This is a genomic window from Mycolicibacterium brisbanense, from assembly GCF_001570425.1.
Classification (GTDB): domain Bacteria; phylum Actinomycetota; class Actinomycetes; order Mycobacteriales; family Mycobacteriaceae; genus Mycobacterium; species Mycobacterium brisbanense.
In genome coordinates this window covers 55,564-78,413 of sequence record NZ_BCSX01000018.1, presented here as the reverse complement: position 1 = coordinate 78,413, position 22,850 = coordinate 55,564, and the positions used below count along the sequence as shown (strand labels likewise).

Below are 22,850 nucleotides of genomic sequence, written 5' to 3'. Positions count from 1 at the left end.
GGTACGCGGGACGCGAGCATTCTGGAACAGGTTCTAGTTTTTCGCCGAGGCCAGTTCGGTGCGGTCGTCGCCCCAGTCCCGTTGCACGAGCACCCGGTGCACGATGCGCTCGAGCGCGGCCTCCACCTGATCGCGGTCCGGTCGCCCTTCGAACGACGGTGAGGTGGCGAGCTTTTCGACGATCCGCCCGACCAGCGCCGATGACACCGCGTCGACCTGACCGAGCCCGCGCTGCGTCAGCCACAACTGATCGCCGGTCCGCAGGGCACAGCCCTCGGTGACCAGGGAGTCGAACGTCGGCTCGAGTACCTCGTGCGGTACGCGCAACCGCTCGGCGATCTCGGTGAGCCGGGCCGTTCCGAACACCTGGCCTTGCCGGTAGATCTGCAGCAGCGCCCACAGCCCGGCCACGTCGAGGTCGCAGCCGGGCGAGCCTGCCACGGTCCGCAACCGGATGTCCTGCGAGTGGCGCATCAGCCTGCTGATCGCCGTTTCGAGCACCTTCTCCGCCGATTCCGCGCTGGGCATGCCGAATCCCTCGCCGAGATCGGCCGCCACGCCGGCGTCCATCTCCTGCAGCGGGACCTCCTTGAGGAAGAGGGCCACGACGAAACCGAGCAGGGCGACCGGTGCCGCGCAGAGGAACACGTTGCCGAGCGCACCGGCGTACGCGTCCACGATCGGTGCGGCCACCTGCGCGGGCAGTGCGTGCAATACCTTCGGTGATGCCCCGGCCTCGGGAGGTGCGCCGCCGGCCGCGAGCGCATGCGCCAGGCGACCCGACAGGAAGTTGGTGAACAGCGACCCGAAGATGGCGGCGCCGAACGAGCTTCCGATGGTCCGGAAGAACGTCACGCCCGACGTCGCGACTCCCAGATCGGCGAAGTTGGACGTGTTCTGCACGGTCAGGATCAGCACCTGCATGCACATGCCGATACCGATGCCGAGGATGAACAGGTACAGCGACTGCTGCAGTGTCGGAGTGTGCGCATCCATCCGCGACAGCAGCACGAATGCCAGCGTCATCACCGCGGTTCCGGCGATCGGGAACATCTTGTAGCGACCGGTGCGGCTGACGATGGCGCCGCTGCCGGTCGAGGTGATGAGCAGCCCAGCCACCATCGGCAGGGTGCGCAGGCCGGATTCGGTGGCCGAGACACCGTTGACGAATTGCATGAAGGTGGGCATGAAGGTGAGTGCGCCCAGCATCGCGAAGCCGACGATGAACGACAGCACGCAGCACACCGTGAACACCGGGCTGGCGAACAGCCTCATGGGCAGGATCGGTTCGGCCGCACGGGTTTCGGCCCAGACGAACGCCGCGAGCGCGATCGCCGAACCGATGAACAACGCGATGATGACCGGCGAGGTCCACGCGTACTCGCCGCCGCCCCAGCTGGTGGCGAGGGTGAGCCCTGACGCGCCGAGACCCACCAGAACGATGCCGAGGTAATCGATGACCGGCCGGCCGGCACGCGCCAGGGCCGGGATGGTGCCCGCAGCGACCAGGAACACGACGACCCCGACCGGGACGTTGATCCAGAACGCCCAGCGCCAGCTCAGGTGGTCGGTGAAGAAACCGCCGAGCAGCGGGCCGATCACCGTGGTGACGCCGAAGACCGCGCCGAGCATGCCCTGGTAGCGGCCCCGGTCGCGCAGCGGGATGACCTCGCCGATGAGCGCGGTGGCGGTGACCATGATGGCTCCGCCGCCGATGCCCTGCAGGGCCCGCGCGGCCACCAGCATGGTCATCGAACCGGACATGCCACACAGCACCGAACCGACGAGGAAGAACGCGATCGCGGCCTGGAACACCGCCTTGCGACCGAAGATGTCTCCCACCTTGCCGACCACGGCGGTGACGATCGTGGAGGCCAGCAGATAGCTGGTCACCACCCAGGATTGATGGCCCGCACCACCGAGATCGGCGACGACGGTGGGCAGGGCCGTGGCCACGATGGTCTGGTCGAGGGCGGCCAGCAGCATGCCGAGCATCACCGCGACGAACACGAGGTTGCGTCGCCGCAGGCTCAGCAGGACACCACCGCCGGGTTGCGGTTCCGTGGTTGTCGGTGCGCTTGTCATGACATCCTTTCGCCGACGGTCGGGGCTGTCGGTCCAGACGTCATATCGTTAGGTTGCCTATGAAAGTTACCGTGATCCCGGGCACAGACGACAGACCGCCCCGGACATCCGATATGGGACCGGTCGTCCGGGGCGGCGAAACGCGTGGTGCGCGAGACTACTGCGGCGGCCTCGACACACACTGCGCGGCGTACAGCTGATCACCCAGCTTGTCCATGAGTTCGAGCTGCGTCTCCAGGTAGTCGATGTGACCTTCCTCGTCGCTCAGGATGGTCTCGAACAGGATGGCCGACACGGCGTCCTGCTTCTCACGGCACATGATGATGCCGGGTTTGAGCCGCTCGACCACCTCGTATTCGATGGCCAGATCCGCCTCGAACTGTTCGCGCAGGGTCTGCCCGACGCGCAGCGAGAACAACCGCTGGTAGTTCGGCAACCCGTCGAGCAGCAGGATGCGATCGGTGATCGCCTCGGCGTGCCGCATTTCTTCGAAAGATTCCGAACGGGTATGGGCGGCCAGTTCGGTAAATCCCCAGTTGTCCTGCATCTTGGAATGTAGGAAATATTGATTAATGGCCGTGAGTTCACTGGTCAATTGCTCGTTGAGCAATTTCAGGACGTCCGGATCCCCTTGCATCGTCACTCCTAAGCACCTTGAGGGCTGGTCAAGCGTTGCTGTTTGCCGTGCACCGCCAATCTAGTGCAGAGGCTCCGGAGAGGTCGGTGGATTTCGGCTGTGCTGGGCGTGTTTCCCGGCCAACCGCGTGACACGCGCGGGGCCCACACCACCGGCGGTCCTCGAACGCTGGACTGCCTGCCCTAACTAAGGTTAGACTGGGCTAACATGTCGGCCGATGGACGGAATCGCGAGAAATAATGGGTGAGTTTGATTTGCACTCGCTTATTTTGTCGTGCGATTTCCGCGTCGACGATGTCGAACAGATGTGGAAATGGATGAAAAAGCATCGTTCGGGATTGTTGACGATCGGGGCCCATCACGTGGTGCTGTACACGTCGATCTGGGAGCCGCGCCGCGTACTGGTGACCATCGGGATCCGCAATCCCCACTCCATTCGCGATGTCCTGCGGTCGCCGGCCATTTTCGAGTGGTTCGACAACTCGGGCGTCCAAGACATTCCGCCCATCTTCGGCGGTGAGGTGGTCGAGAAGATCGACCTGTCGGGGCCGACGTCGGAGGACTACGTGGCGGGCGTGATCGTCGGCGCGGTCTCGGTGGTCGACGACGTCCCGACGCTCATGCGCAAGGTCCATGACGGGCTCAGCCGCTTCGAGAACAGCGGCATCAGGAAGGTGTGGGTATACCAGGCACTCGACGACGGTCAGGAAGTCATGATCCTGCAGGAGATCGAGGACGAGGTGCGCGCACGACAGTGGATCGACCATCCCGACGCGGCCGCCGAATGGATGACGCACGCCGGGTTCGGCGCCTACCCGAGCCTGTTCGTCGGCAAGTTGGCCCACATCATGACCGTTGACGGCCAGGAATGAACCGGTGAGCTGATGTTCGTTTGCCTATGCACCGGAGTCACCAGCCACGTCGTCAACGACGTCGTGGCGGCGGGAGCCACCACGTCCAAACAGATCGCAGAGGCCTGCGGCGCGGGCAGGGACTGCGGGCGGTGCAGGCGCACCATCCGGGCGATCATCGCCGCCCACCAGGCCAACGGCTGCCCGACCCCGTTCAACGGCTGCCCGGCCCGCACCAGCGCATCGCCGCGCATCTGCGGTGAGGTCGTGGCGTCGGTGGACAACGGGACCGGCCGCGCCCCCTGAGCTACTTGCGATCGGCGAACGCCGCAAGCGCGTCGACGTTGGCCGCGGCGCCCACAAGTTCCACGAACAGCGCCTTCTCCCGTTCCACGGCCGCCACGATGTCAGCCCGGACGGGAGCCAGCATTGTGTGCTTGACCGCCTTGAGGCTCGAAAGTGGCTTGGAGGCAAGAACTTCCGCATGCCGGCGCGCCTCGGACAGCAGTTCCTCAGGGGCACAGACCCGCCACACCAGGCCCATGTCCTTGGCCTCCTCGGCACTGATCCACTCCGAGGACATCAGAAGCCAGGCCGCGTTCTGCCGCCCGATCAACCGCGGCAGCAGGTAGGACGACGCGGCCTCGGGCGCGACGCCAAGGCTGGTAAACGGGCACTTCAGCCGGGCGGACGTGGACATGAACGCCAGATCGGCGAAGCCGAGGATGGTGGCGCCGATGCCCACTCCGAGACCGTTGACGGCGCAGATCAACGGTTTCGGAAAGTCGACGAGCGCATCGAGCATGCCGTAGAAGCCATGCTCCCCTGCCGGAGCAACATCGGCACCGCTGATCCGGGCCTGCATCTCGACGAGGTCGTTGCCCGCGCTGAATGCCCGACCGGCCCCGGTGAGCAGCACCACGCCGACCTCGGGATCGTCGGCTGCGGTCCGCAATGCGGCGGTCGTCTCGTCGTAGAGCGCCTCGTTGAAGGCATTGAGTGACTCCGGGCGGTTGAACGTGAGTGTGCGTACGCGGTTGAGGTCGTCGATCAGCAGGTTCACATCTCGAAGCGTAACTAGAACACGTTCCACTATTGGCGGTCGGGTGCCGCGAACGGCGAGCGGAACACGTAGCGACTGGTGGGCACCGTGTCGATGTTGGTGCTGGCCCCGAACGCCTCTGTGCTGGCCACCATGCGCCGCATGCGGTCCGCCAGATCGGCGTCGTCGGCAGCACCGAAGAAGGCATGCACATCGGCCACCGCCGACTGCGGGAACAGTTCCTCGACGATGCCCGAGATCACCGGGGCATCGGGCGTCAGCGCCCGCACCACGGCGTTCTGCGTGTAACCGAACGTCGCCTGGGTGTCGATGGCCACCTGCGTGTGGTCGACGTGCCAACGGTGCCGCCAGGTGTCCTCGCTCAATTCGGCCGGCCGCCGCAGCAGGGCGATGTTGGCCAGGCCGTTGGTGCGCCGACCCGGATCGGTCCGCGGAGGCGGCATCGGCACCGATTCGGTGACCAGGTAGGCGTGTACCGAATCCGCTTGAGCGGCAAGCAGTTTGATCGCCGTGCCGACCTGTTCGCCGTAATACTGCTGGGTCCACAGGCCGGCCACCGCGACCACCGGTGGGTCCAGCGTGGTCAGCGTCATGAGCGAATCACGCACCGGGGCGTCCCGCACGTTGATGGACAGTCCCGGCAGTCCCGTGTCGAGCAACTCGTCGGCCACCTGGGTCCGGAGCCGTGCGCACCAATCGTCGTCGGCGTCCGCGGCGCGCACCAGCACGATGATCTTCTCCATCCAGCGGACAGTATGCGATTCGCGCCACTTGGCCCCGGTTGGCCACCCAACCGCGCTGACAGGCGCCAGAATGGGCACGTGCAGACCGGTGGACAAGCAGCCGACGCGCTGCGGCTCAGCACTCCCGACGCAGGCGCGGTGGCACGCAGCCTGATCGGCACGCTCGTGCTCAGCATGCTCGCGCTCTACGGGGTGTCACCGACCGCAGCCATGTGGACCTTGGGCGCCGGCGTGATCGCCGGTGCCATCGCACTGCAGCGCAGCCCGGGCGGCCGAGTGCCGCTGGTCGCGACCGCGTCGGTCGAGCTGGCGATCGTGGTGCTGCTCGCGGTGTTGAGCGGTTCCCACGACGTGGCGTTCGTCATCGTGGTCGCGCTGTGGTGCTTCGCCGCGGGGATGCAGTGGTCACTCGGTGCCAACGCCGGCCTCGTGGCGTCGGCCGCGAGCGCGCTGCTGGTGATCGCCCCGGTCACCGCGCCGACGCTGGCCGACACCCTGCTCTCCCTCCTACTGGTGCTCCTGGCGGGACTGTTGCAGGCAGCGCTCATCTCCGTGCGACCACCACGGCGATGGCGGGCCCAGCGGGAAGGGCTGAGCCGGGCCTACCGATCGCTGGCCGCCGATGCCCGCAGTGTGGCCGCCGACTGCGCGGCCGATGTCGACGATGCGCCGATGACGTGGCTGCGCGAAGTGTTCGCCAACAGCCAGGTGAGCCAACAGCCTCGGGCCTACCACGGTGGCTACCGGCTGCCGGAACGGCTGGCCGCGACGCTGGTCTCCTTCCGCTCGACGGCAGGGGGCGATCGCCGTGACGGGGTGCCGCAACTGCTGTCCGCGGCCGCCGTGCTGCTCGACGCGATTGCCGATCACAGCCACACCGCGCGCCGCGACGCCGAACATGCCCTGGTCAGGGTCGATGCCACCGCCGCCGCCGTGACCGGCGCGGAAGCCGCACGCGCACAACGTTTCTCCGAACAGCTGCGAGAGGCCGCAGTGCTGCGCTTCGGGCAACTACACCGCCCGGACCTGATCGGTTCGCTGGCATCGGCACCGGCTGTCGTCCGTTCGCACCTGACGTGGACGTCGCCGATCCTGCGGCACGCGATCAGGCTCTCGGTGACCACGGCCGTCGCCGCGGCCGCCGCGCGGTACGGCACGCTCGGGCACGGCTACTGGATGGCGTTGACCGTCGTGGTGGTGCTGCGGCCCGAGACCGCGCACACCTACACGCGGTGCGCCGGCCGGATGGCCGGACTCGCCGTGGGCATCGTCGTCGCGTCGGCGCTGACGGTGTTCTGGCAGCCGGGAACCATGGCTTCGGTGATCTGCGCGACCGTGTTCGTCGCAGTCGCCTACGGCGTGATCAGATTCGGCTATCTCGCGGTGGTCGTGGCCATCGGCGCCGTCATGGTGTTCGTCGTCGGCGTCGGTGGTTTCACCGACTGGGCGGGCGTGCTCGACCGACTGGTGGGAGTGCTCGTCGGCGGCGGGCTGGCGGTGATGGCCCATGTGCTGCTGCCCGACCATTCCCTGATCCGGCTGCGGCAGCGGGCCGGTGAACTGCTGATGACCGAGATCGACTACGCGGCAATGGTGGTCACCGCGTTCGTGCACGAGGTAGATCATCCGGCCGAGGCGCTGTCGGCGGCCTGGCAACGCGCGTTCCGGGCGCGTGCGGCGTTCGAGGCCGCCTGGGGCGCGGCGAGACTGGACTCTCCGACGCTGCGCCGGTGGCTGCGGTCCTACCGGACCGCGCTGAACGCGGTGACGAGTGCGTGCACCACGTTGGAGAACAGCCTGCCGACCCATCCGTCGTCGGCGTTGGACGCCGAATTCATCGCCGCGGTCGACGATTACATCGCAGCCTTGCGTGGCGCACCGCCCAGCCCGGCGGTGCCGTGGAGCCTGGACACCGTCGAATTGTCGGCCGCCCTGCGGCGCGTGCACGATCTGGCGTCGACGTTGGCGACCGACAACGGGGCAGCGCGCATCCTGGTGGGCGAGCTGACCACCATCACCGGCAGCCTGGCCGACATCGCGATCGATCGGGTGGAACCGGCCGCGCCGTCCCGTTGACCGCGATCAGCCGCGGGCCCAGCGCGGCAGGATGAACACGCCCTCGGCCTCGGCGGTGACGCCTTCCGAATCCGAGAGATGGCCGGCGGCATAGGCTTTGATGCCGTCGGTGCGGGTGATCTGGCCCTCGGCGTGCAGATCACCCAGCGGGGTGGCCCGCACGTAGCGAATGGTCAGGGTTCCGGTGAACCGTGGACTGTCCGGATCGCTTGCGGCCACCTCGCCGAGCAGGTGGTCGAGCACCATCGCGACGATGCCGCCGTGGACATGCCCGGGCGGCCCTTCGTAGGCAGCTCCGAGGTGAAAGTCGGTGGACAGCACGCCCGAGGGGTGCTTGACCATAACCAGCGGCGGCGCGATGGGATTACGGATGCCGATGGCCGGATTGCCCCACGGCATCCGGTCTCCGTCGGACGTCAACTGCACGCCGAACGCACCGTCGATCTGCTTGGCCCGCAGCCGCGCCGTGGCCGCGTCGATCTCCGCCTTGGCCGCGGCCACCTCGGCGGGGTCGGCCTCCGAGCGGATGGTCGCGTCGATCAATGCGCGCACCGACTCGGCCAGCGGCCCGTAGGTGGACTTCAGTCGTTGCACGTCGGCCGAACGCAGGCCCTCGACATGGGTGTAACCGGGCATCTCAGCACTAGAACACGTTCTCGTGCCGGTGTCGAATCCCCTGGCTGCTACTGCGCCTCGAACGGCACGACGACGTCGTCGGCCAGCACGACGTACATGCGGCGCCACGGATCGCCGTCCTGCAGCTGCCATTGGTGTCCGGTACCGACAGTGTCCTCGGCCAGCAGGACGTCGCCGGGGTGCAGCGTGAATGTCTCGCCACCCCGAGTGGTGAACACCAACGTGCCGGACAGCGTGATCACGAGCTGGCGTACCGGCGCGGTATGCCAAGCCAGTGTGCCGCCGGCAGCGGTCTCCTCGACCGTGACATGCGTCGCGCCCATCGCGGCGGACACCAGATCGTCGTTGCGGCCGGGATTCATCTCCAGCCGGCCGACCTGCACATGCGAGGCACCGTCGGCCCCGGTCGACAAGCGGACGCAGCGAATCATTCCGCCACCGTATGCGGGTAGGCCTGGACCGGTCCACCGATTCGGCTCAGGGGTTTTTCAGCTCAGGGGTTGTGCCAACACTTCTCGCGGCGCGAGCGGCTGAACTATCGTGCCAGCCGTGACGGAAGCCGAACCGTATTACGACCTGGGCACCTACCACCGACCCGTGGACACCCCGTCGCAGCCGGCGCAGACCTGGTTCGACCGCGGCCTCATCTGGGCCTATGCGTTCAACCACGACGAGGCCATCCGCTGTTTCGAACGCGCGCTGGAGTTCGATCCCGACCTGGCGATCGCGCGGTGGGGCATCGCATACGCGGTGGGGCCCAACTACAACAAGGCCTGGGAGGCGTTCGATCCGGTCGACCTGGCCACGTCACTGGCCCGGGCCCGCACCGAGCTCGACCTGGCTGCGGACGGACGTGCGTCGAGCATCGAGCGGGCCCTGATAACCGCTCTGCGACAACGGTTTCCGACCGACGACCCCGAGGACGCCGAGGCACTGACGGCGGGCCACGCCGCCTACGCCGACGCCATGGCGGCCCTGGCCTCCGACCATCCCGGCGACATCGACGTGCAGGCGCTGGCAGCCGACGCCCTGGTCAACGTGACCGCCTGGGCGCTGTGGGACGGGCGAACGGGCGAACCCGCGCCCGGTTCCCGGGTCATCGAGGCCAAGGCCGTCCTCGACGCCGCGCTGACCACCGCCGAGGGACGCAGCCACCCCGGAATCCTGCATCTGTACATCCATGCCATGGAGATGTCGACCACGCCGCAGGACGCCCTCGCCGCCGCCGACCTGCTGCGCGGCCTGGTGCCCGACGCGGGGCATCTGCAGCACATGCCCAGCCACATCGACGTGCTCTGCGGCGACTACCACAACTCGGTGGTCGCCAATCAGGCTGCCGTGCAAGCAGACCGGAAATTCGTCGAGCGGTCCGGCGCGCTCAACTTCTACTCCCTCTACCGCGCCCACGATCTGCATTTCGTGGTGTACTCGGCGATGTTCGCGGGCAACTACCAAACGGCGAGCAGCGCGGCCGACGAGCTGGCGCGCCAGCTCACCCCCGAACTGCTGGCGGTGCCGTCACCACCGATGGCCGACTGGCTCGAGGCCTTCGTGCCGCTGCGCGTGCACGTGCTGGTGCGGTTCGGGCGCTGGGACGATCTGATCGCCGAACCGCTACCCGCCGACACCGAGTTGTACAGCACCACCACGGCCACCATCCATTACGGCCGCGGTGTCGCCCACGCCGCCAAGGGCCAACTCCCCCAGGCCCGCGTCGAGCGGGAGGCCTTCGCTGCCGCGTACCGGCGCATCCCGGAGAGCCGCTACCTGTTCAACAACACCAGCCGCGACATCCTCGCGGTCGCCGAAGCCATGCTCGACGGTGAGATCGCTTACCGGGAAGGCAAATTCGACGACGCGTTCGCGCACCTGCGGCGGGCCGTCGAGCTCGACGACGGGTTACCCTACGACGAACCGTGGGGCTGGATGCAACCCACGCGGCATGCCTATGGCGCCCTGCTGCTCGAACAGGGCCGGGTCCAGGAGGCCGCCTCGGTGTACGCCGCCGACCTCGGGCTGGACCCGACGCTGAACCGGTCGAGCCATCACCCGGGCAACGTATGGAGCCTGCACGGATACCACGAGTGCCTGCAGCGGCTGGGCCGCGACGCCGAGGCGGCGATCATCGCTCAGCAACTCGAACTGGCCCGGGCCCGCGCCGATGTCCCGATCGTCGCGTCGTGCGCGTGCCGCCTGGACGTCGCACCCACCTGTTGCGGCGGTTGACCGTCGTTGTGCCCCGGAGGTGTCGTCGCTCGCCGTAAACTCGCGACCGTGGCCATCAGCGACACCGACCTCAAGCATCTGCGTAAATGCGTCGCACTCGCCCGTGAAGCCCTCGACGACGGCGACCAACCGTTCGGCTCGATCCTCGTCGACTACACCGGCACCACGGTGTTTTCCGATCGAAACCGGGTCAAGGACGGCGACCAGACCCAGCACCCGGAGTTCGCCATCGCCCGGTGGGCCGCCGAGCATCTGAGCCCGCAGCGGCGGGCCCGCGCCACGGTGTACACCTCCGGCGAACACTGCCCGATGTGCTCGGCGGCACACGCCTGGGTCGGGCTGGGTCGCATCGTCTACGCGACCTCCAGCGAACAACTGACCGGATGGCTCAGCGAATGGGGTGTCCCGCCGGCGCCGGTGGCGCCCCTGCCGATCAGCACCGTGGCGCCCGGCGTCACGGTGGACGGACCGGCCCCTGAACTGGCCGAGGAAATGAAGGATCTGTACGCGGCGAAGTTTCGTGCCTGAGCCGGGGTGGGTGGCGCACGCCATCTGGTGGCAGATCTACCCCTTGGGCTTCGTCGGGGCGTTTCCCGCCGACCCGGCGCCCGGCCCCGATGAACACCGCTTGCGCCGGGTGATCGAATGGCTGGACCACGCCGTGGAACTCGGCGCGTCCGGCATCGCCCTGGGACCGATCTTCGCCTCCCGCACCCACGGTTACGACACCACCGATCACTTCCGGATCGATCCGCGGCTTGGCGACGACGCCGATTTCGACGAGTTGGTGGCCCAGGCGCACCGGCGCGGGCTGCGGGTCCTGCTCGACGGGGTGTTCAACCACGTCGGCACCGACTTCGCGAAGTACCGCGACGCACTCGACGGCGGCCCCGACCACCCCGCGTCGGCGTGGTTCCGGCGGCGCGGCCCGCAAGCTCGGTTCGACACCTTCGAAGGGCACGGTGAACTGATCGCGCTCAACCACGCGAGCGCAGAGGTGGTGGAGTACACGGTCGCGGTGCTGCGGCACTGGCTCGCTCGCGGTGCGGACGGCTGGCGACTGGATGCCGCCTACGCGGTTCCGGACCGGTTCTGGGCACAGGTATTGCCAAGCGTGCGTGAGGAATTCGCCGACGCATGGTTCGTCGGCGAGGTGATCCACGGCGATTACGCGGCCACGGTCAGCGCTGCCACCTTCGACTCGGTCACGCAGTACGAACTCTGGAAGGCGATCTGGAGCAGCCTCAACGACGGCAATTTTCACGAACTGGACTGGGGGCTGCAGCGGCACAACGATTTTCTCGATACGTTCGTGCCGTTGACGTTCGTCGGAAACCACGACGTCACGCGGATCGCCAGCCAGCTGACCAACCCGGACCACCTCGAACATGCGCTGGTCATCCTGCTCACCACCGGGGGAACCCCGAGCATCTATGCGGGTGACGAGTCGGGCTACCGCGGTGTCAAGGAAGAGCGCCGGGGCGGGGACGACGCCGTTCGGCCCCGATTCGATGAACTCCCTGAGGATTCCGACGTCCTGCGGTTCCACCGCTACCTGATCGGACTGCGCCGGCGCCACCCGTGGCTGCACACTGCGAAGACAACCGCGCTGAAACTGACCAACACGCAGTACATCTACCGCACCACGGCCGGTGACGGATCGTTGATCGTCGCCCTCAATGTCGACGACGCGCCACTCACGGTCTCGCTGCCCGACCTCGGCACGCCCGCTGGAACGGTGATCGCCGGTTCAGGGGCTCCCCCGCAACACGAGATTGCCGAGACCGAGGTTGCACCGCACGGCTGGCTGATCATTCAGCCGAGCATCTCGCACGTCGCCGGATCGGCGAGCCCGTCGTAGAACTTGTCCAGCACCGCCTGGAAGTCGGCGGGGTCGTCGGCAACCGCGGCGAAGAGCGTCATGCACGACCGGACCTTGAGGCAGTCCGGCCAGCCGAAGATCTGCTCGGCGGACCGCCCGTCGATCGCGGCCACCAGGCGTGCGCACTCCCGCAATCGCGGTCCCAGTATCGGGTCGGCCAAGTAGGCGCGCGCCTCTTGCGCCGACGCGATGCCGTAATGATCCGCTGTCGCACTGCGACCCAGCCCACGCAGCTGCGGGAAGATGAACCAGATCCAGTGACTGCGCTTGCGGCCGCCGGCCAGTTCGGCGAGCACGGTCGGGTAAACGCGTTCCTGCGCCTCGGTGAAGCGACGCAGATCATCGGGGTCATCGGCGGTGACCATATGTCGAATGTCGCACAGATACCGGCCGGCGAACCAGACTTGACGGGAAAGCGCTGAGCTCGCCGAAAAGCCCAGCTAGTGTTCCCTTCCGATGACGACCGCAGCCGAGACTCCGGACCCCGAGACGCCCCCGCGCAAACGGCGACACCTGCGCCGGCGCGTCATGTCCCGGATCAGCATCCAATCCAAACTGCTCGCCATGCTGTTGATCACCAGCGTGCTGTCGGCGGCCGTGGTCGGGGCCATCGGCTATCAGTCGGGCCGAAGCTCATTGCGCAATTCGGTTTTCGACCGGCTGACCGAGATCCGCTCGGCGCAGACCCGCCAGCTGGAGGCCGAATTCCAGTATCTGCGGGACTCACTCGTGGTGTACACGCGTGGCACGACCGCCACCGAAGCCGCCCGGGCCTTCACCGCCGGGTTCGACCAACTGGACAATGCCGTCGTCACGCCCGCCCAGCAGCAGGCGGTCGTCGACTACTACCGCAACCAGTTCGCCAAGGCCGAGAAAGCCCAGACCGGCAACGATATCGATGTGACCGAGCTGCTACCCACGTCCAACCCGCAGAAATGGCTCCAGGCCAACTACATGGCGCCGTTCAGTGACTGGGACACGTCGCTGAAATTCTCCGACGCGCATGACGGCAGCGCCTGGTCGGCCGCGTGCGCGCGGTTCAACGACTACTTCCGCACCGTCGTCGAGCGCTTCAAGTTCGAGGACGCGCTGCTGCTCGATACCCGCGGCAATGTCGTGTACAGCGCATACAAGGGTGTGGACCTGGGCACCAACGTCTACACCGGACCGTTTCGCACGAGCAGCCTGACCGACGCGTACCGCCGGGCGGTCGCGTCGAACGCGATCGACTACGTCGACATCACGGATTTCAGCGACTATCAGCCGGCGCAGGCCCCGACCGCCTGGATGGTGTCGCCCATCGGCAACGAGGGCCGGGTGGAAGGCGTGCTGGCCCTGCAGCTGCCCATCACCGGGGTGAATCGGGTGATGACCGCCAACCAGAAATGGCAACAGGCGGGCATGGGATCCACCGGCGAGACCATGCTGGTCGGGCGCGACGGTCTGATGCGTTCGGTGTCCAGGATGTTCGTCGAGAACCGCGACCAGTACAAGAAGGACGTGATCGACGCAGGCACCCCACCCGACGTGGCAGAGTCGGCGATCCGCCAGGACGGCACCACCCTGGTTCAGCCGGTGGCCAGTCAGGCGGCACGGTTGGCACAACGCGGCCAGACCGGCACCATGATCGACGTCGACTATCTCGGCCACGAGACACTGCAGTCCTACGCCCCCGTGAACCTGCCGGGCCTCGACTGGGTGATGGTGGCCAAGATCGACACCACCGAGGCGTTCGCCCCGGTGACGGTGTTCACGCGGACCCTCGTGCTCTCGACCGTGGCCATGATCTTCGTCGTATGTATCGCCGCGATCGGGTTGGCCCGGATCTTCGTGCGTCCGCTGCGGCGTTTGGAGGCGGGGGCACAGCAGATCAGCTCGGGCGACTACGGGGTGTCGCTACCGGTCCTCTCGCGTGATGAATTCGGTGATCTCACAGTCGCTTTCAACGAGATGAGCCGAAATCTGCGGATCAAGGAGGATCTGCTCGAAGAACAGCGCAAGGAGAACGACCGGCTGCTGTTGACGATGATGCCCGAACCCGTGGTGCAGCGGTACCGCGAGGGCGAAGAGACCATCGCCCAGGACCACCAGAACGTCACCGTGATCTTCGCCGATTTCGTGGGCATCGACGAGCTGGCCGCCAATCTCAGCTCCGACGAACTGCTGGCCATCGTCAACAAGCTGGTACGGCAATTCGACGCCGCGGCCGAACATCTGGGTATCGAGCGGGTGCGCACGTTGCACAACGGGTACCTCGCGAGCTGTGGCCTCACGGTGCCGCGCCTCGACAACGTCCGCCGCACCGTGGATTTCGCCGCCGAGATGCAGCGCATCGTCGACCGGTTCCGCGCCGAGACCGGACACGACCTCAGATTGCGGGCCGGCATCGACACCGGCACCGTGAGCAGCGGTTTGGTCGACAGATCCAGCCTGGCCTACGACATGTGGGGCACGGCCGTCGATCTGGCCTATCGGGTGCGCAGTGGTGGGCCGCAGCCCGGCATCTACGTGACGACGCGCGTACGTGACGTCACTGGGGACGTCCGCCAGTTCACCGCCGCAGGGTCGGTAACCGTCGACGGCACCGAGGAGCAGATCTGGCGGCTCGCGGAGCGTCAGTCATGAGAAGCGTGCTGGAGACCGGCTGGTTCTACTGGGCGCTCGCTGTGGCGATCGGTCTGCCGGTCGGCCTGGTACTGCTCACCGAGCTGAACAACACGCTGGCACGCCGCGGAAGCTATCTGGCTCGGCCGGTGGGCCTGCTGCGCAACTACATCCTGCCGTTGGGGGCCCTGCTGGTCCTGCTGGTCAAGGGCGGCGACATCTCGGGCGAGACGACCACCGTGCGCATCGTCGCCACCGTGTTCGGTTTCGTGGTGATGATCCTCTTGCTGTCGGGTTTGAACGCCACCTTGTTCCAAGGCGCGCCGGAAGGCAGCTGGCGCAAGCGGATTCCGTCGATCTTCCTGGATGTGGCGCGCTTCGCCCTGATCGCGGTCGGTGTCGGGCTGATCTTCGCCTACGTGTGGGGCGCCCATGTCGGCGGGCTGTTCACCGCTCTGGGCATCTCGTCGATCGTGCTCGGCCTGGCGCTGCAGAACTCGGTGGGGCAGATCATCTCCGGTCTGCTGCTGCTGTTCGAGCAGCCGTTCCGGCTCGGCGACTGGCTGGACACGCCCTCGGCGCGGGGCCGCGTCGTCGAAGTGAACTGGCGCGCAACCCATATCGATACCGGCAGCGGCATGCAGATCATGCCCAACTCGGTGCTGGCGGGCGCCTCGTTCACCAACCTGAGCAGGCCGGAAGCGTCGTACTCGCTCTCTGTCGTCAGTACGTTTGCCGCCTCGGACGCACCGGACCAGGTGTGCGCGCTGCTCACCGGGGTCGCCCGCCGACTTCCCCAAGTACGTCCGGAGGCCGCGGTCAAGGCGGTTCCGATCGGCGGCAACGACTACCGCACGACCATCCCGGTGCGTTCCCCGGCCGACGACGGCGCCGCGAAGGCGATCTTCCTGCGATGGGTCTGGTATGCCGCGCGGCGAGCCGAATTGCACCTCGACGGTGTCGAGGACGAATTCAACACCCCGGAGCGGCTGACCAAGGCCTGCCGGCGATTGGCATCGACGCTGCGACTCAGCCATACCGACCTGCAGGAGTTGCTCGGACACGCCATCCTGAGCCGCTACGGAGTCGATGAGACCATCCAGACCGCGGGCGAGATACCGACCTGCATGAGCTTCATGGTGCAGGGACGAGGACAGGTCACCGCGATCGGACCCGACGGTACCGTCGCGCCAGTCCGCGCGTTACGGCCCGGAGACTTCCTCGGTCACAGCGCGCTGACCCGGGAAGCTACGCGGACCTCGGTGCACGCCGTCGAGGAAACCACGATGCTGCAGGTGGACCGCGACTTTCTCGAAGAGTTGGTGACGCGAAATCCCTTGCTGCTGCACGAGTTGAGCCGGATCTTCGACCAACGCCGGACCGAGGCTCGCCAGGCGGTGGCCACCGCTGCGCCGCAGGACTCGGTCTCGGCGCCGAGTTCCAATCGTTAGCCAACCGCGATCTGCCCGCCCGGTCGTGTTACGCGTGTGACTCATGGGGCACATGATTCACTTTGCTCGCAAAGCGACGGCAATTGCTTGTAGCAAGCAAAGGAAAGGTGGGTTGGTTGCCGTTATGAAGTTCCTCAGAAACATGCATGGCACGACAGCATGGATCACGTTGCGCCGATTGATGATCGGCGCCATCGCGATGCTGGCACTGCCCGGGCTGATCGGTATCGCCGGGGGGTCGGCGACCGCTGGTGCGTTCTCCCGCCCGGGGCTGCCCGTCGAGTACCTCGATGTCTTTTCGCCGTCGATGAACCGCAACATCCGCGTGCAGTTCCAGGGCGGCGGCCCGCACGCCGTGTACCTGCTCGACGGTCTGCGCGCCCAGGACGATTTCAACGGCTGGGACATCAACACGCCCGCGTTCGAGTGGTACTACCAGTCCGGCCTGTCAACGATCATGCCGGTCGGCGGCCAGTCCAGCTTCTACACCGACTGGTACCAGCCGTCGAAGGGCAACGGGCAGAACTATACCTACAAGTGGGAAACGTTCCTGACCAACGAGCTGCCCGCCTGGCTGGCCGCCAATCGCGGTGTGTCACAGACTGGTAACGCCGTCGTCGGGATCTCGATGGCCGGCAGCGCGGCCCTGACCTACGCGATCTACCACCCGCAGCAGTTCATCTACGCCGGCACCCTGTCCGGCTTCCTCAACCCGTCCGAGGGGTGGTGGCCGATGCTGATCGGTCTGGCGATGAACGACGCAGGCGGCTACAACCCCGAGAGCATGTGGGGCCCGTCCTCCGACCCGGCGTGGAAGCGCAACGATCCGATGGTCAACATCAACCAGCTGGTCGCCAACAACACCCGCATCTGGATCTACTGCGGCACCGGCACCCCGTCGGATCTCGACAGCGGAACCAACGGCGGCAACCTGATGGCCGCGCAGTTCCTCGAAGGGCTGACCCTGCGCACCAACGTCACCTTCCGCGACAACTACATCGCGGCGGGCGGCAAGAACGGGGTGTTCAACTTCCCGCCGAACGGCACGCACAGCTGGGGTTACTGGGGGCAGCAACTGCAGGAGATGAAGCCGGACATCCAGCGGGTGCTGGGCGCTCAGTCCGCCACCTAACAACAAGATCCACCCACCCAGGGAGCCTGCCGTTACCCCCGACGGCAGGCTCCCTGTCCATGTTGGGCGCGCTCGTCTTCGCGGCTCACGCGGTGGAATGTGTTGGAGTCGTCGGCCACCTGGCCCATGGATTACGTAGGCAGCACCGGGCCCTACCTGAATCGACCCACGTGGGCCCCAGCCCGAATGGCATGGCGGCCAGTGTTATCCGGCCCGCGATGCCGCCGGGCTTTTGCCTAGTTGGGCGACGGGGGTGGTTGGGGTTGGAAGGGGGTGTACCACCACCAGTCGGCGCGTTCACCGGTCGGCCCACGATAGGGCGGGACATTGGGTGGCGGGGTGGTCGGTGGGCGGGCCAGGGAACCGCCGTGTAGTTCTCGGCCCGTGGCATCGGTGACCTTGAGCCGATCGGAGGGGCCGGTGATGGTGATGAGTCCGCGGTGATGCAGCCGATGATGAAAAGCGCAGAGCAGCACCGCATTTCCGAGTTCGGTGGGTCCGCCGTCCTCCCAATGCACAATGTGGTGAGCCTGCAGCCCGCGGGTGGCTCCGCACCCTGGCACTGCGCAGCAGCGGTCTCGATACTCCAACGCGCGGCGCAGCCGGCGACTGATGGTACGGGTGGTGCGGCCCGCGCCGATTGCTTGGCCGTGGCGTTCGAACCAGACTTCGCAGGTCGCATCACAGGTCAGATAACGTCGCTCCGCGTCGGTGAGCACCGGGCCCAGATGCAGGGCGGCGACGGGTTTCTCGCCGTCGCGGTCGAGGTCCAGGTGCACCACCACCGTGGTGTGCTGCCCATGCGGGCGGGCCGCCACGTCGGCATCCCACCCCGCTTCGACGAGACTCATGAACGCATCGACAGTGTCGGGGAACGGCGGGGACTGCTCGCCCGGTTGGTCACCGGCGTCGTGGTCCCGTTTCCACGCCGCGATCAGCGCCTCCTGATGTGACCGCACCCCGGCATCCAACTTCGCTGCTTCCAGCCGGGGCAGGGTGATCTGGTAGGTGGTGGAGTCATCGTGCTCGATTTTGGTGAACGAGCGTTTCGGCTCCGGCACCACCGGCTCCGGCTCAGTGGGCGCTTCGGGATCGGGCTGGGGTTCGGGCTTGGGTTCCAGTTTCACCGCGGTGCGTAACTGGGCCACGGTGGCGACCGGCGCCAACTGGGCGTAGTGCTCATCGGAGCCGTCGGCGGCGCGTTCGGCGATCACCCCGACCTGATCGAGTGACAACCGGCCCTCCCGCAGCGCTTGGGTGCAGAGCGGGAATTGCTCGGCGCGCCGCGCCACCGCCACGATCGTCTCGGCATTGTTCGGGGTGACACCGGTCTTCCACGCCACCAACGCCATGATCGAGCGGGCCCCAGTGGCGCCACACAACTCATCGCGATCCAACTCGGCGACAATGTCGACGATGCGTCCGTCGATCGCATTGCGCTGCCCGCACAACTCCGACAATTCGTCGATCAACACCTCCAGCCGCTGTGCAGGGCTTACCCCGCCATCAGCGAAAGATGTTGGCTCCGAGGACATGACACCATCATCGCAGAAGCCACCGACAAAAATGGGTCCTGTGCACCCCGAGCCCGAGAACAGCCGGGAACAGAAAAAGGGAGTGCGCTACCCCGAAGGCATCTGCGGAAAAGGATGAGTGCAAGACTGGATGCACGGGCGGATTCAACCACCGCCCAGCGGCTCACGAGCCGCGGGATTTCGAACTGCCCTACCACGCAGTGTGTTTGGTGACCGCGAGGGAGTCCAGCCCCTAACGGCAGCAGCGATGTCCGTCATTCCCGTTGCCACGATGCCGAGCGCAGCTAGGCTTGCGCAGCATGATCGACGAGCCACGCGCCCGTGAGCTGGCCATCGGCGCGTTCGATGCCCAGCAAGTGGTCCTCGGCGGCGCCCAGGAATTGACCGATGGGTGGTTCTTCCCTGCCGTGGCGAAAGGCCGCGACCTCTACACCGGCGTCATCGTCAACAAAGAGACCGGCCGGTGCCTGCGGGTGCGGGTGCATACGCCCCTGGACAAGGACCCGACGCTCTACGACCGTGGCTACCAGTACGACAGCTATGACCTGGTCGTCCTGGCAATCGGGGACCTGGATCAAACCGTTCGTGTTGTCATGGACCTGCACGTGGTCACCCTTGACACGTACTACAAGAACGACCGGGTGTACCGCGTCGGCCGAGGCCTCACCGAAGCCGAAGTGCGCGAACGTCTTTCGAAGCTCCCGTGCGTACTCAGCGGTCCGTTCATGTACCGCATCGACAGGCTCGAGCACGCGCGCGAAGCCGGCTGGATGTCGTTCAAGGTTTTCGAATACCGCGGCAAGGAATGAGACGCCGCGATCGGATCACTTGGCCGAGAGCTTGCGCCAGCTGAACACCCCGATACCGATGCCGATGACCGCGGTGATCGGGCCGATGACCGACCACGTGGTGGTATTGCTCATCGGACTGCCCTGCAGCACACCGAAGCCCTGCAGTGCCCAGATCAGGCCGAAGAGCGTCAGGATCACACCGATCGCGAACGTGACTACGAATCCCCGCTTCATGGTTGGATGCTACGCGCCGCCGGGGGCATCTCACCGAACGTCACGGGCGCAGCACCAGCTTGCCTCTGGTGTGGCGCTTTTCGAGCTCGGTGTAGGCCGCTCGCACGTCGTCGAGGCCGAACACCCGCGCGATGGGAACTTCGAGCGCACCATCGGCCACCAGCCCGGCCAGCTCCGCCACAACCGCGATGTCGCTCGCATCGGCGTTGCCTGCTCCGAGGACACCGAACCGCTCGATGGCGGGAAAGTCGATGATGGTGTCCACCCGGCCGGGCTCGACACCCAGCTCCTCGACCGCAAGCTGCACGTAGCCCCCGCCGAAGAAGTCGAGGAACGCGTCCACGCGACCGCTCGGCGCCGCGGCCCGCAACCGGTCGGCCAGCCCGTCGCCGTAGTTGACCGGGATGACGCCGTGCGCGGTGAGCCAGTCGTCGTTGACGGGGCCGGCGATCCCCAGAACGGTCGCTCCGGCGCGCACGGCGAGTTGCACAGCGACGGTCCCGACACCGCCTGCCGCGCCCGCGACGGCCACCGTGTCGCCGGGCCGTAGCTGCACCGCGCGCACAGCCGCATATGCGGTGGTGCCCGCGACGAACAGTGAACCGGCCACCTCCCACGGCACGCCGGCAGGCTTGGCGGTCACCTGATCGGCAGGCACGGCCACGTATTCGGCCTGGCTCGACCGGCGCTCCGAAAATCCGATCACCTCGTCACCGACATTGAATCCCCGGACACCGGGACCGATTTCGGCGATCACCCCGGCAAGGTCACTGCCCTGCCCGGATGGGAACGTGGCCGGCCAGCGATCGTGCAGGGCACCGCGGCGAATCATCGCCTCGCCGGGATTGATGCCTGCGGCCTTGACCTCGACGAGCACTTCGCCGTCGGCCGGGACGGGGCGGGGCACGTCACGAACCTGCAGAACGTCGATCCCGCCATATTCATCGAATTGGACTGCTCTACTCATCTCCCCTACGACGAGCCGGCGCCCCGAAACATTCCCCCTGGTGCGGTCAGGGCGGTGGACAGAATCGCTTGCGCTGTCCCACAAAGCATTTCAGTCACCTCGTCGCGCGCCATCCCGGCGACGTCGACGAGCCAGACGAAGGACTCGATGCCGGTGGCGGCGCGGATCGCAATGGCCAAGCGGTGGATGTCGACATCGGGGTGAGTCGATCGCAGCGGTGCCAGCGCGTCCTCGATCCAGCCGACAGCGTGGCCGCGACGCAGTACCGGCAGCTCTGCGTTCCCGGGTTCAAGCGACAGCCGAAGCGAGGTCCGCAGTTCGGGTTCCCACATCGTCGTGATCCGCATGGACTCCCGCATGACGAGCTCCAACCGCCGGTATGGGTCGTCAGGCGCGCCGTCGGGCAGCAGCGAAGCTGCGTCGATCTCCGGGTGCACCGCGGCCAGCAGGCAGCGCTGGTTCGGGAAATATCGGTAGGCGGTGGTCCGGGAGATGTCGGCAGCGTGAGCGGCGTCTTCGACCGTGGGCAGCAGGCCTTGCGCGAGCAGTTCCCGTGTCGCCTCGACCAGCGCGATGCGGGTGCGCGCCTTCTGGCTCCGCCTCCCCGTCGCCTCATATGGTACTTCGATGCCCATGACGGTATGTTAGTTCCATATCGAGGTGCGACGAGGAGGCGCATGCCGGATGAAAGTCGCGATCAGTGGCGCAGGCATCGCCGGCCCGACACTGGCCTACTGGCTACGCCGTAGCGGGCACGAGCCGTGCCTCATCGAGCGGTCCCCACAGCTGCGCACGGGCGGTTACGTCATCGACTTCTGGGGTGTGGGATACGACATCGCCGAGCGCATGGGTCTGGCCGCCCAACTCGACGCGGCGGGCTACAAGATCGGCGAGGTACGACTCGTCGATGCGCGCGGCCGCTGGGTCGGTGGGTTCCCCACCGGAGGGTTTCGCCGCGTGCTGGGAGGCCGATTCACCAGCCTGCCCCGCGGAGAACTCGCAGCGATGCTCTACGCCACCGTCGCCGACGACGTGGAAACGGTCTTCGGCGACAGCATCACCGCGATCCACCCCGACGATTCCGGCGTGCAGGTCGACCTCCTGAGCGGCCAGTCCCGTCGGTTCGATCTGCTGATCGGTGCCGGTGGGTTGCATTCCCCGGTACGGCGCTTGGCATTCGGGCCGGATACCCAGTTCGAGCGCGATCTCGGCTACCGCGTCGCCGCTTTCGAGGCTCTCGGATACCGACCGCGCGATGAGCTTGTCTACGTGTCCTACGGCCTACCGGGACGCATGGCGAGTCGGTTCACGATGCGTGATGACCGGACGATGTTCTTGTTCATCTGCACCAGCGAGAAGATGAACGGCGCTGACCCGCCCGGCGCGGATGCGGTGAAAGCGGTTCTGCACAACGTATTCGGCGATGCAGGTTGGGAATGCCCGCAGATTCTCGAGGCTCTGGACCGCGCCGAGGACGTCTACTTCGACCGGGTGAGCCAGATCCGCATGGACCGCTGGTCGAACGGGCGGGTGATGTTGATCGGCGATGCCGCCGCCGCGGTGTCGCTGTTGGCCGGTGAAGGTACCGGGCTCGCAATGCTCGAGGCATACCTGCTCGCCGGTGAATTGCACCGCGCGGGGTCTGATTTCCACGCCGCTTTCGACCGCTACCGCCGGATGCTACGGCCGTTCATCGAACGCAAGCAACGCGCCGCGCAGAGATTCGCGTCCGCCTTCGCACCCAGAACCCGGCCCGGGGTGTGGGCGCGCAATCGGATGAGCAGGGTGCTCTCACAACCGCATATCGGCGACTGGCTGATCCAGCGTCAGTTGCGCGACGACTTTCCGCTACCGCACTACGTCTTCTGAGTAGCGAGCCGATGACGTTGCGCCGCAACCGCATCGGATCAGCAGTAGCTCGTCGCCCCCGACTGACA

22 protein-coding genes are annotated in these 22,850 nt (G+C 66.8%); 11 read left to right on the top strand and 11 right to left on the bottom strand.

The features are described 5' to 3' along the window. Window positions 1–33: 33 nt before the first annotated feature. Both RMCB_RS06965 and bfr read right to left on the bottom strand, forming a co-directional pair. A complete protein-coding gene (locus RMCB_RS06965; RefSeq protein WP_062828200.1) occupies window positions 34–2,085 on the bottom strand; it encodes an MDR family MFS transporter in 2,052 nt (683 codons plus the stop codon). A gap of 157 nt (window positions 2,086–2,242) precedes the next feature. After that, a complete protein-coding gene (gene bfr / locus RMCB_RS06960; RefSeq protein ID WP_062828325.1) occupies window positions 2,243–2,722 on the bottom strand; it encodes a bacterioferritin in 480 nt (159 codons plus the stop codon). 239 nt (window positions 2,723–2,961) lie between these two features. Between bfr and RMCB_RS06955 the strand changes: the two genes are divergently transcribed. Both RMCB_RS06955 and RMCB_RS06950 read left to right on the top strand, forming a co-directional pair. Then, a complete protein-coding gene (locus tag RMCB_RS06955; RefSeq protein ID WP_062828199.1) occupies window positions 2,962–3,594 on the top strand; it encodes a hypothetical protein in 633 nt (210 codons plus the stop codon). Window positions 3,595–3,606: 12 nt separating this feature from the next. Then, on the top strand, window positions 3,607–3,879 hold the full coding sequence (locus RMCB_RS06950; RefSeq protein WP_062828198.1) for a (2Fe-2S)-binding protein: 273 nt from the start codon (window positions 3,607–3,609) through the stop codon (window positions 3,877–3,879). Between the two features lies 1 nt (window position 3,880). Here RMCB_RS06950 and RMCB_RS06945 read toward each other — a convergent pair whose 3' ends face one another. Together RMCB_RS06945 and RMCB_RS06940 are read right to left on the bottom strand one after the other, a co-directional pair. Continuing rightward, the gene (locus RMCB_RS06945; protein WP_062828197.1) at window positions 3,881–4,636 is read right to left on the bottom strand and encodes an enoyl-CoA hydratase/isomerase family protein; all 756 of its coding nucleotides are present in this window, start codon (window positions 4,634–4,636) and stop codon (window positions 3,881–3,883) included. A 29-nt stretch (window positions 4,637–4,665) separates the two neighbouring features. Next, entirely contained in the window at window positions 4,666–5,379 is a 714-nt protein-coding gene (locus RMCB_RS06940; protein ID WP_062828196.1) for an EthD domain-containing protein, read from the bottom strand. Between the two features lie 78 nt (window positions 5,380–5,457). On the opposite strand from RMCB_RS06940, the gene RMCB_RS06935 reads away from it, so the two are divergent. Continuing rightward, window positions 5,458–7,455 carry an FUSC family protein gene (locus tag RMCB_RS06935; protein WP_062828195.1) on the top strand — a complete coding sequence of 666 codons (1,998 nt, stop codon included), beginning with the start codon at window positions 5,458–5,460 and terminating at the stop codon, window positions 7,453–7,455. A gap of 6 nt (window positions 7,456–7,461) precedes the next feature. Here RMCB_RS06935 and RMCB_RS06930 read toward each other — a convergent pair whose 3' ends face one another. Together RMCB_RS06930 and RMCB_RS06925 are read right to left on the bottom strand one after the other, a co-directional pair. Then, a complete protein-coding gene (locus RMCB_RS06930) occupies window positions 7,462–8,091 on the bottom strand; it encodes a PaaI family thioesterase (protein WP_029370585.1) in 630 nt (209 codons plus the stop codon). 47 nt (window positions 8,092–8,138) lie between these two features. Next, the gene (locus RMCB_RS06925; protein ID WP_062828194.1) at window positions 8,139–8,522 is read right to left on the bottom strand and encodes a cupin domain-containing protein; all 384 of its coding nucleotides are present in this window, start codon (window positions 8,520–8,522) and stop codon (window positions 8,139–8,141) included. 118 nt (window positions 8,523–8,640) lie between these two features. On the opposite strand from RMCB_RS06925, the gene RMCB_RS06920 reads away from it, so the two are divergent. From RMCB_RS06920 to RMCB_RS06910, 3 genes are read left to right on the top strand one after another with little or no spacing between them, the layout of a single operon-like run. Then, window positions 8,641–10,317 (top strand): tetratricopeptide repeat protein, encoded by a 1,677-nt coding sequence (locus tag RMCB_RS06920; RefSeq protein ID WP_234792026.1) that lies wholly within the window; start codon window positions 8,641–8,643, stop codon window positions 10,315–10,317. A 48-nt stretch (window positions 10,318–10,365) separates the two neighbouring features. Beyond that, complete coding sequence (locus RMCB_RS06915) at window positions 10,366–10,845, top strand: nucleoside deaminase (RefSeq protein WP_029370582.1); 480 nt, start codon at window positions 10,366–10,368, stop codon at window positions 10,843–10,845. Further along, complete coding sequence (locus RMCB_RS06910; protein ID WP_062828192.1) at window positions 10,838–12,178, top strand: alpha-amylase family protein; 1,341 nt, start codon at window positions 10,838–10,840, stop codon at window positions 12,176–12,178. Before RMCB_RS06915 ends, RMCB_RS06910 begins: the two co-directional genes overlap by 8 nt. Here the strand turns inward: RMCB_RS06910 and RMCB_RS06905 are convergent. After that, entirely contained in the window at window positions 12,133–12,564 is a 432-nt protein-coding gene (locus RMCB_RS06905) for a DUF1810 domain-containing protein (protein WP_029370580.1), read from the bottom strand. The genes RMCB_RS06910 and RMCB_RS06905 overlap by 46 nt on opposite strands. A gap of 91 nt (window positions 12,565–12,655) precedes the next feature. On the opposite strand from RMCB_RS06905, the gene RMCB_RS06900 reads away from it, so the two are divergent. The 3 genes from RMCB_RS06900 to RMCB_RS06890 all read left to right on the top strand — a co-directional run bounded on the left by RMCB_RS06900 (window position 12,656) and on the right by RMCB_RS06890 (window position 17,386). Beyond that, a complete protein-coding gene (locus RMCB_RS06900) occupies window positions 12,656–14,824 on the top strand; it encodes an adenylate/guanylate cyclase domain-containing protein (RefSeq protein WP_062828191.1) in 2,169 nt (722 codons plus the stop codon). Next, a complete protein-coding gene (locus RMCB_RS06895) occupies window positions 14,821–16,254 on the top strand; it encodes a mechanosensitive ion channel domain-containing protein (RefSeq protein WP_062828190.1) in 1,434 nt (477 codons plus the stop codon). The genes RMCB_RS06900 and RMCB_RS06895 overlap by 4 nt, the downstream gene beginning before the upstream one ends. Window positions 16,255–16,378: 124 nt before the next feature. Further along, window positions 16,379–17,386, top strand: coding sequence for an esterase family protein (locus RMCB_RS06890; protein ID WP_062828189.1), 1,008 nt, complete (start codon window positions 16,379–16,381; stop codon window positions 17,384–17,386). Between the two features lie 236 nt (window positions 17,387–17,622). Here the strand turns inward: RMCB_RS06890 and RMCB_RS06885 are convergent, their stop codons facing one another. Next, window positions 17,623–18,921 (bottom strand): HNH endonuclease signature motif containing protein, encoded by a 1,299-nt coding sequence (locus RMCB_RS06885; RefSeq protein WP_051243922.1) that lies wholly within the window; start codon window positions 18,919–18,921, stop codon window positions 17,623–17,625. A gap of 299 nt (window positions 18,922–19,220) precedes the next feature. Here RMCB_RS06885 and RMCB_RS06880 point away from each other — a divergent pair, with 299 nt between their 5' ends. Further along, a complete protein-coding gene (locus RMCB_RS06880) occupies window positions 19,221–19,730 on the top strand; it encodes a hypothetical protein (RefSeq protein ID WP_029370575.1) in 510 nt (169 codons plus the stop codon). Between the two features lie 15 nt (window positions 19,731–19,745). Here the strand turns inward: RMCB_RS06880 and RMCB_RS06875 are convergent, their stop codons facing one another. From RMCB_RS06875 to RMCB_RS06865, 3 genes are read right to left on the bottom strand one after another with little or no spacing between them, the layout of a single operon-like run. Next, window positions 19,746–19,946: a hypothetical protein gene (locus RMCB_RS06875; RefSeq protein WP_062828188.1), complete on the bottom strand. Its 201-nt coding sequence runs from the start codon at window positions 19,944–19,946 to the stop codon at window positions 19,746–19,748. A 40-nt stretch (window positions 19,947–19,986) separates the two neighbouring features. Then, window positions 19,987–20,913 carry an NADP-dependent oxidoreductase gene (locus RMCB_RS06870; RefSeq protein ID WP_062828187.1) on the bottom strand — a complete coding sequence of 309 codons (927 nt, stop codon included), beginning with the start codon at window positions 20,911–20,913 and terminating at the stop codon, window positions 19,987–19,989. Between the two features lie 5 nt (window positions 20,914–20,918). Beyond that, the gene (locus RMCB_RS06865) at window positions 20,919–21,548 is read right to left on the bottom strand and encodes a TetR/AcrR family transcriptional regulator (protein WP_036424541.1); all 630 of its coding nucleotides are present in this window, start codon (window positions 21,546–21,548) and stop codon (window positions 20,919–20,921) included. A 49-nt stretch (window positions 21,549–21,597) separates the two neighbouring features. Between RMCB_RS06865 and RMCB_RS06860 the strand changes: the two genes are divergently transcribed. After that, the gene (locus RMCB_RS06860; RefSeq protein WP_062828186.1) at window positions 21,598–22,782 is read left to right on the top strand and encodes an FAD-binding domain; all 1,185 of its coding nucleotides are present in this window, start codon (window positions 21,598–21,600) and stop codon (window positions 22,780–22,782) included. Window positions 22,783–22,850 lie beyond the last annotated feature (68 nt).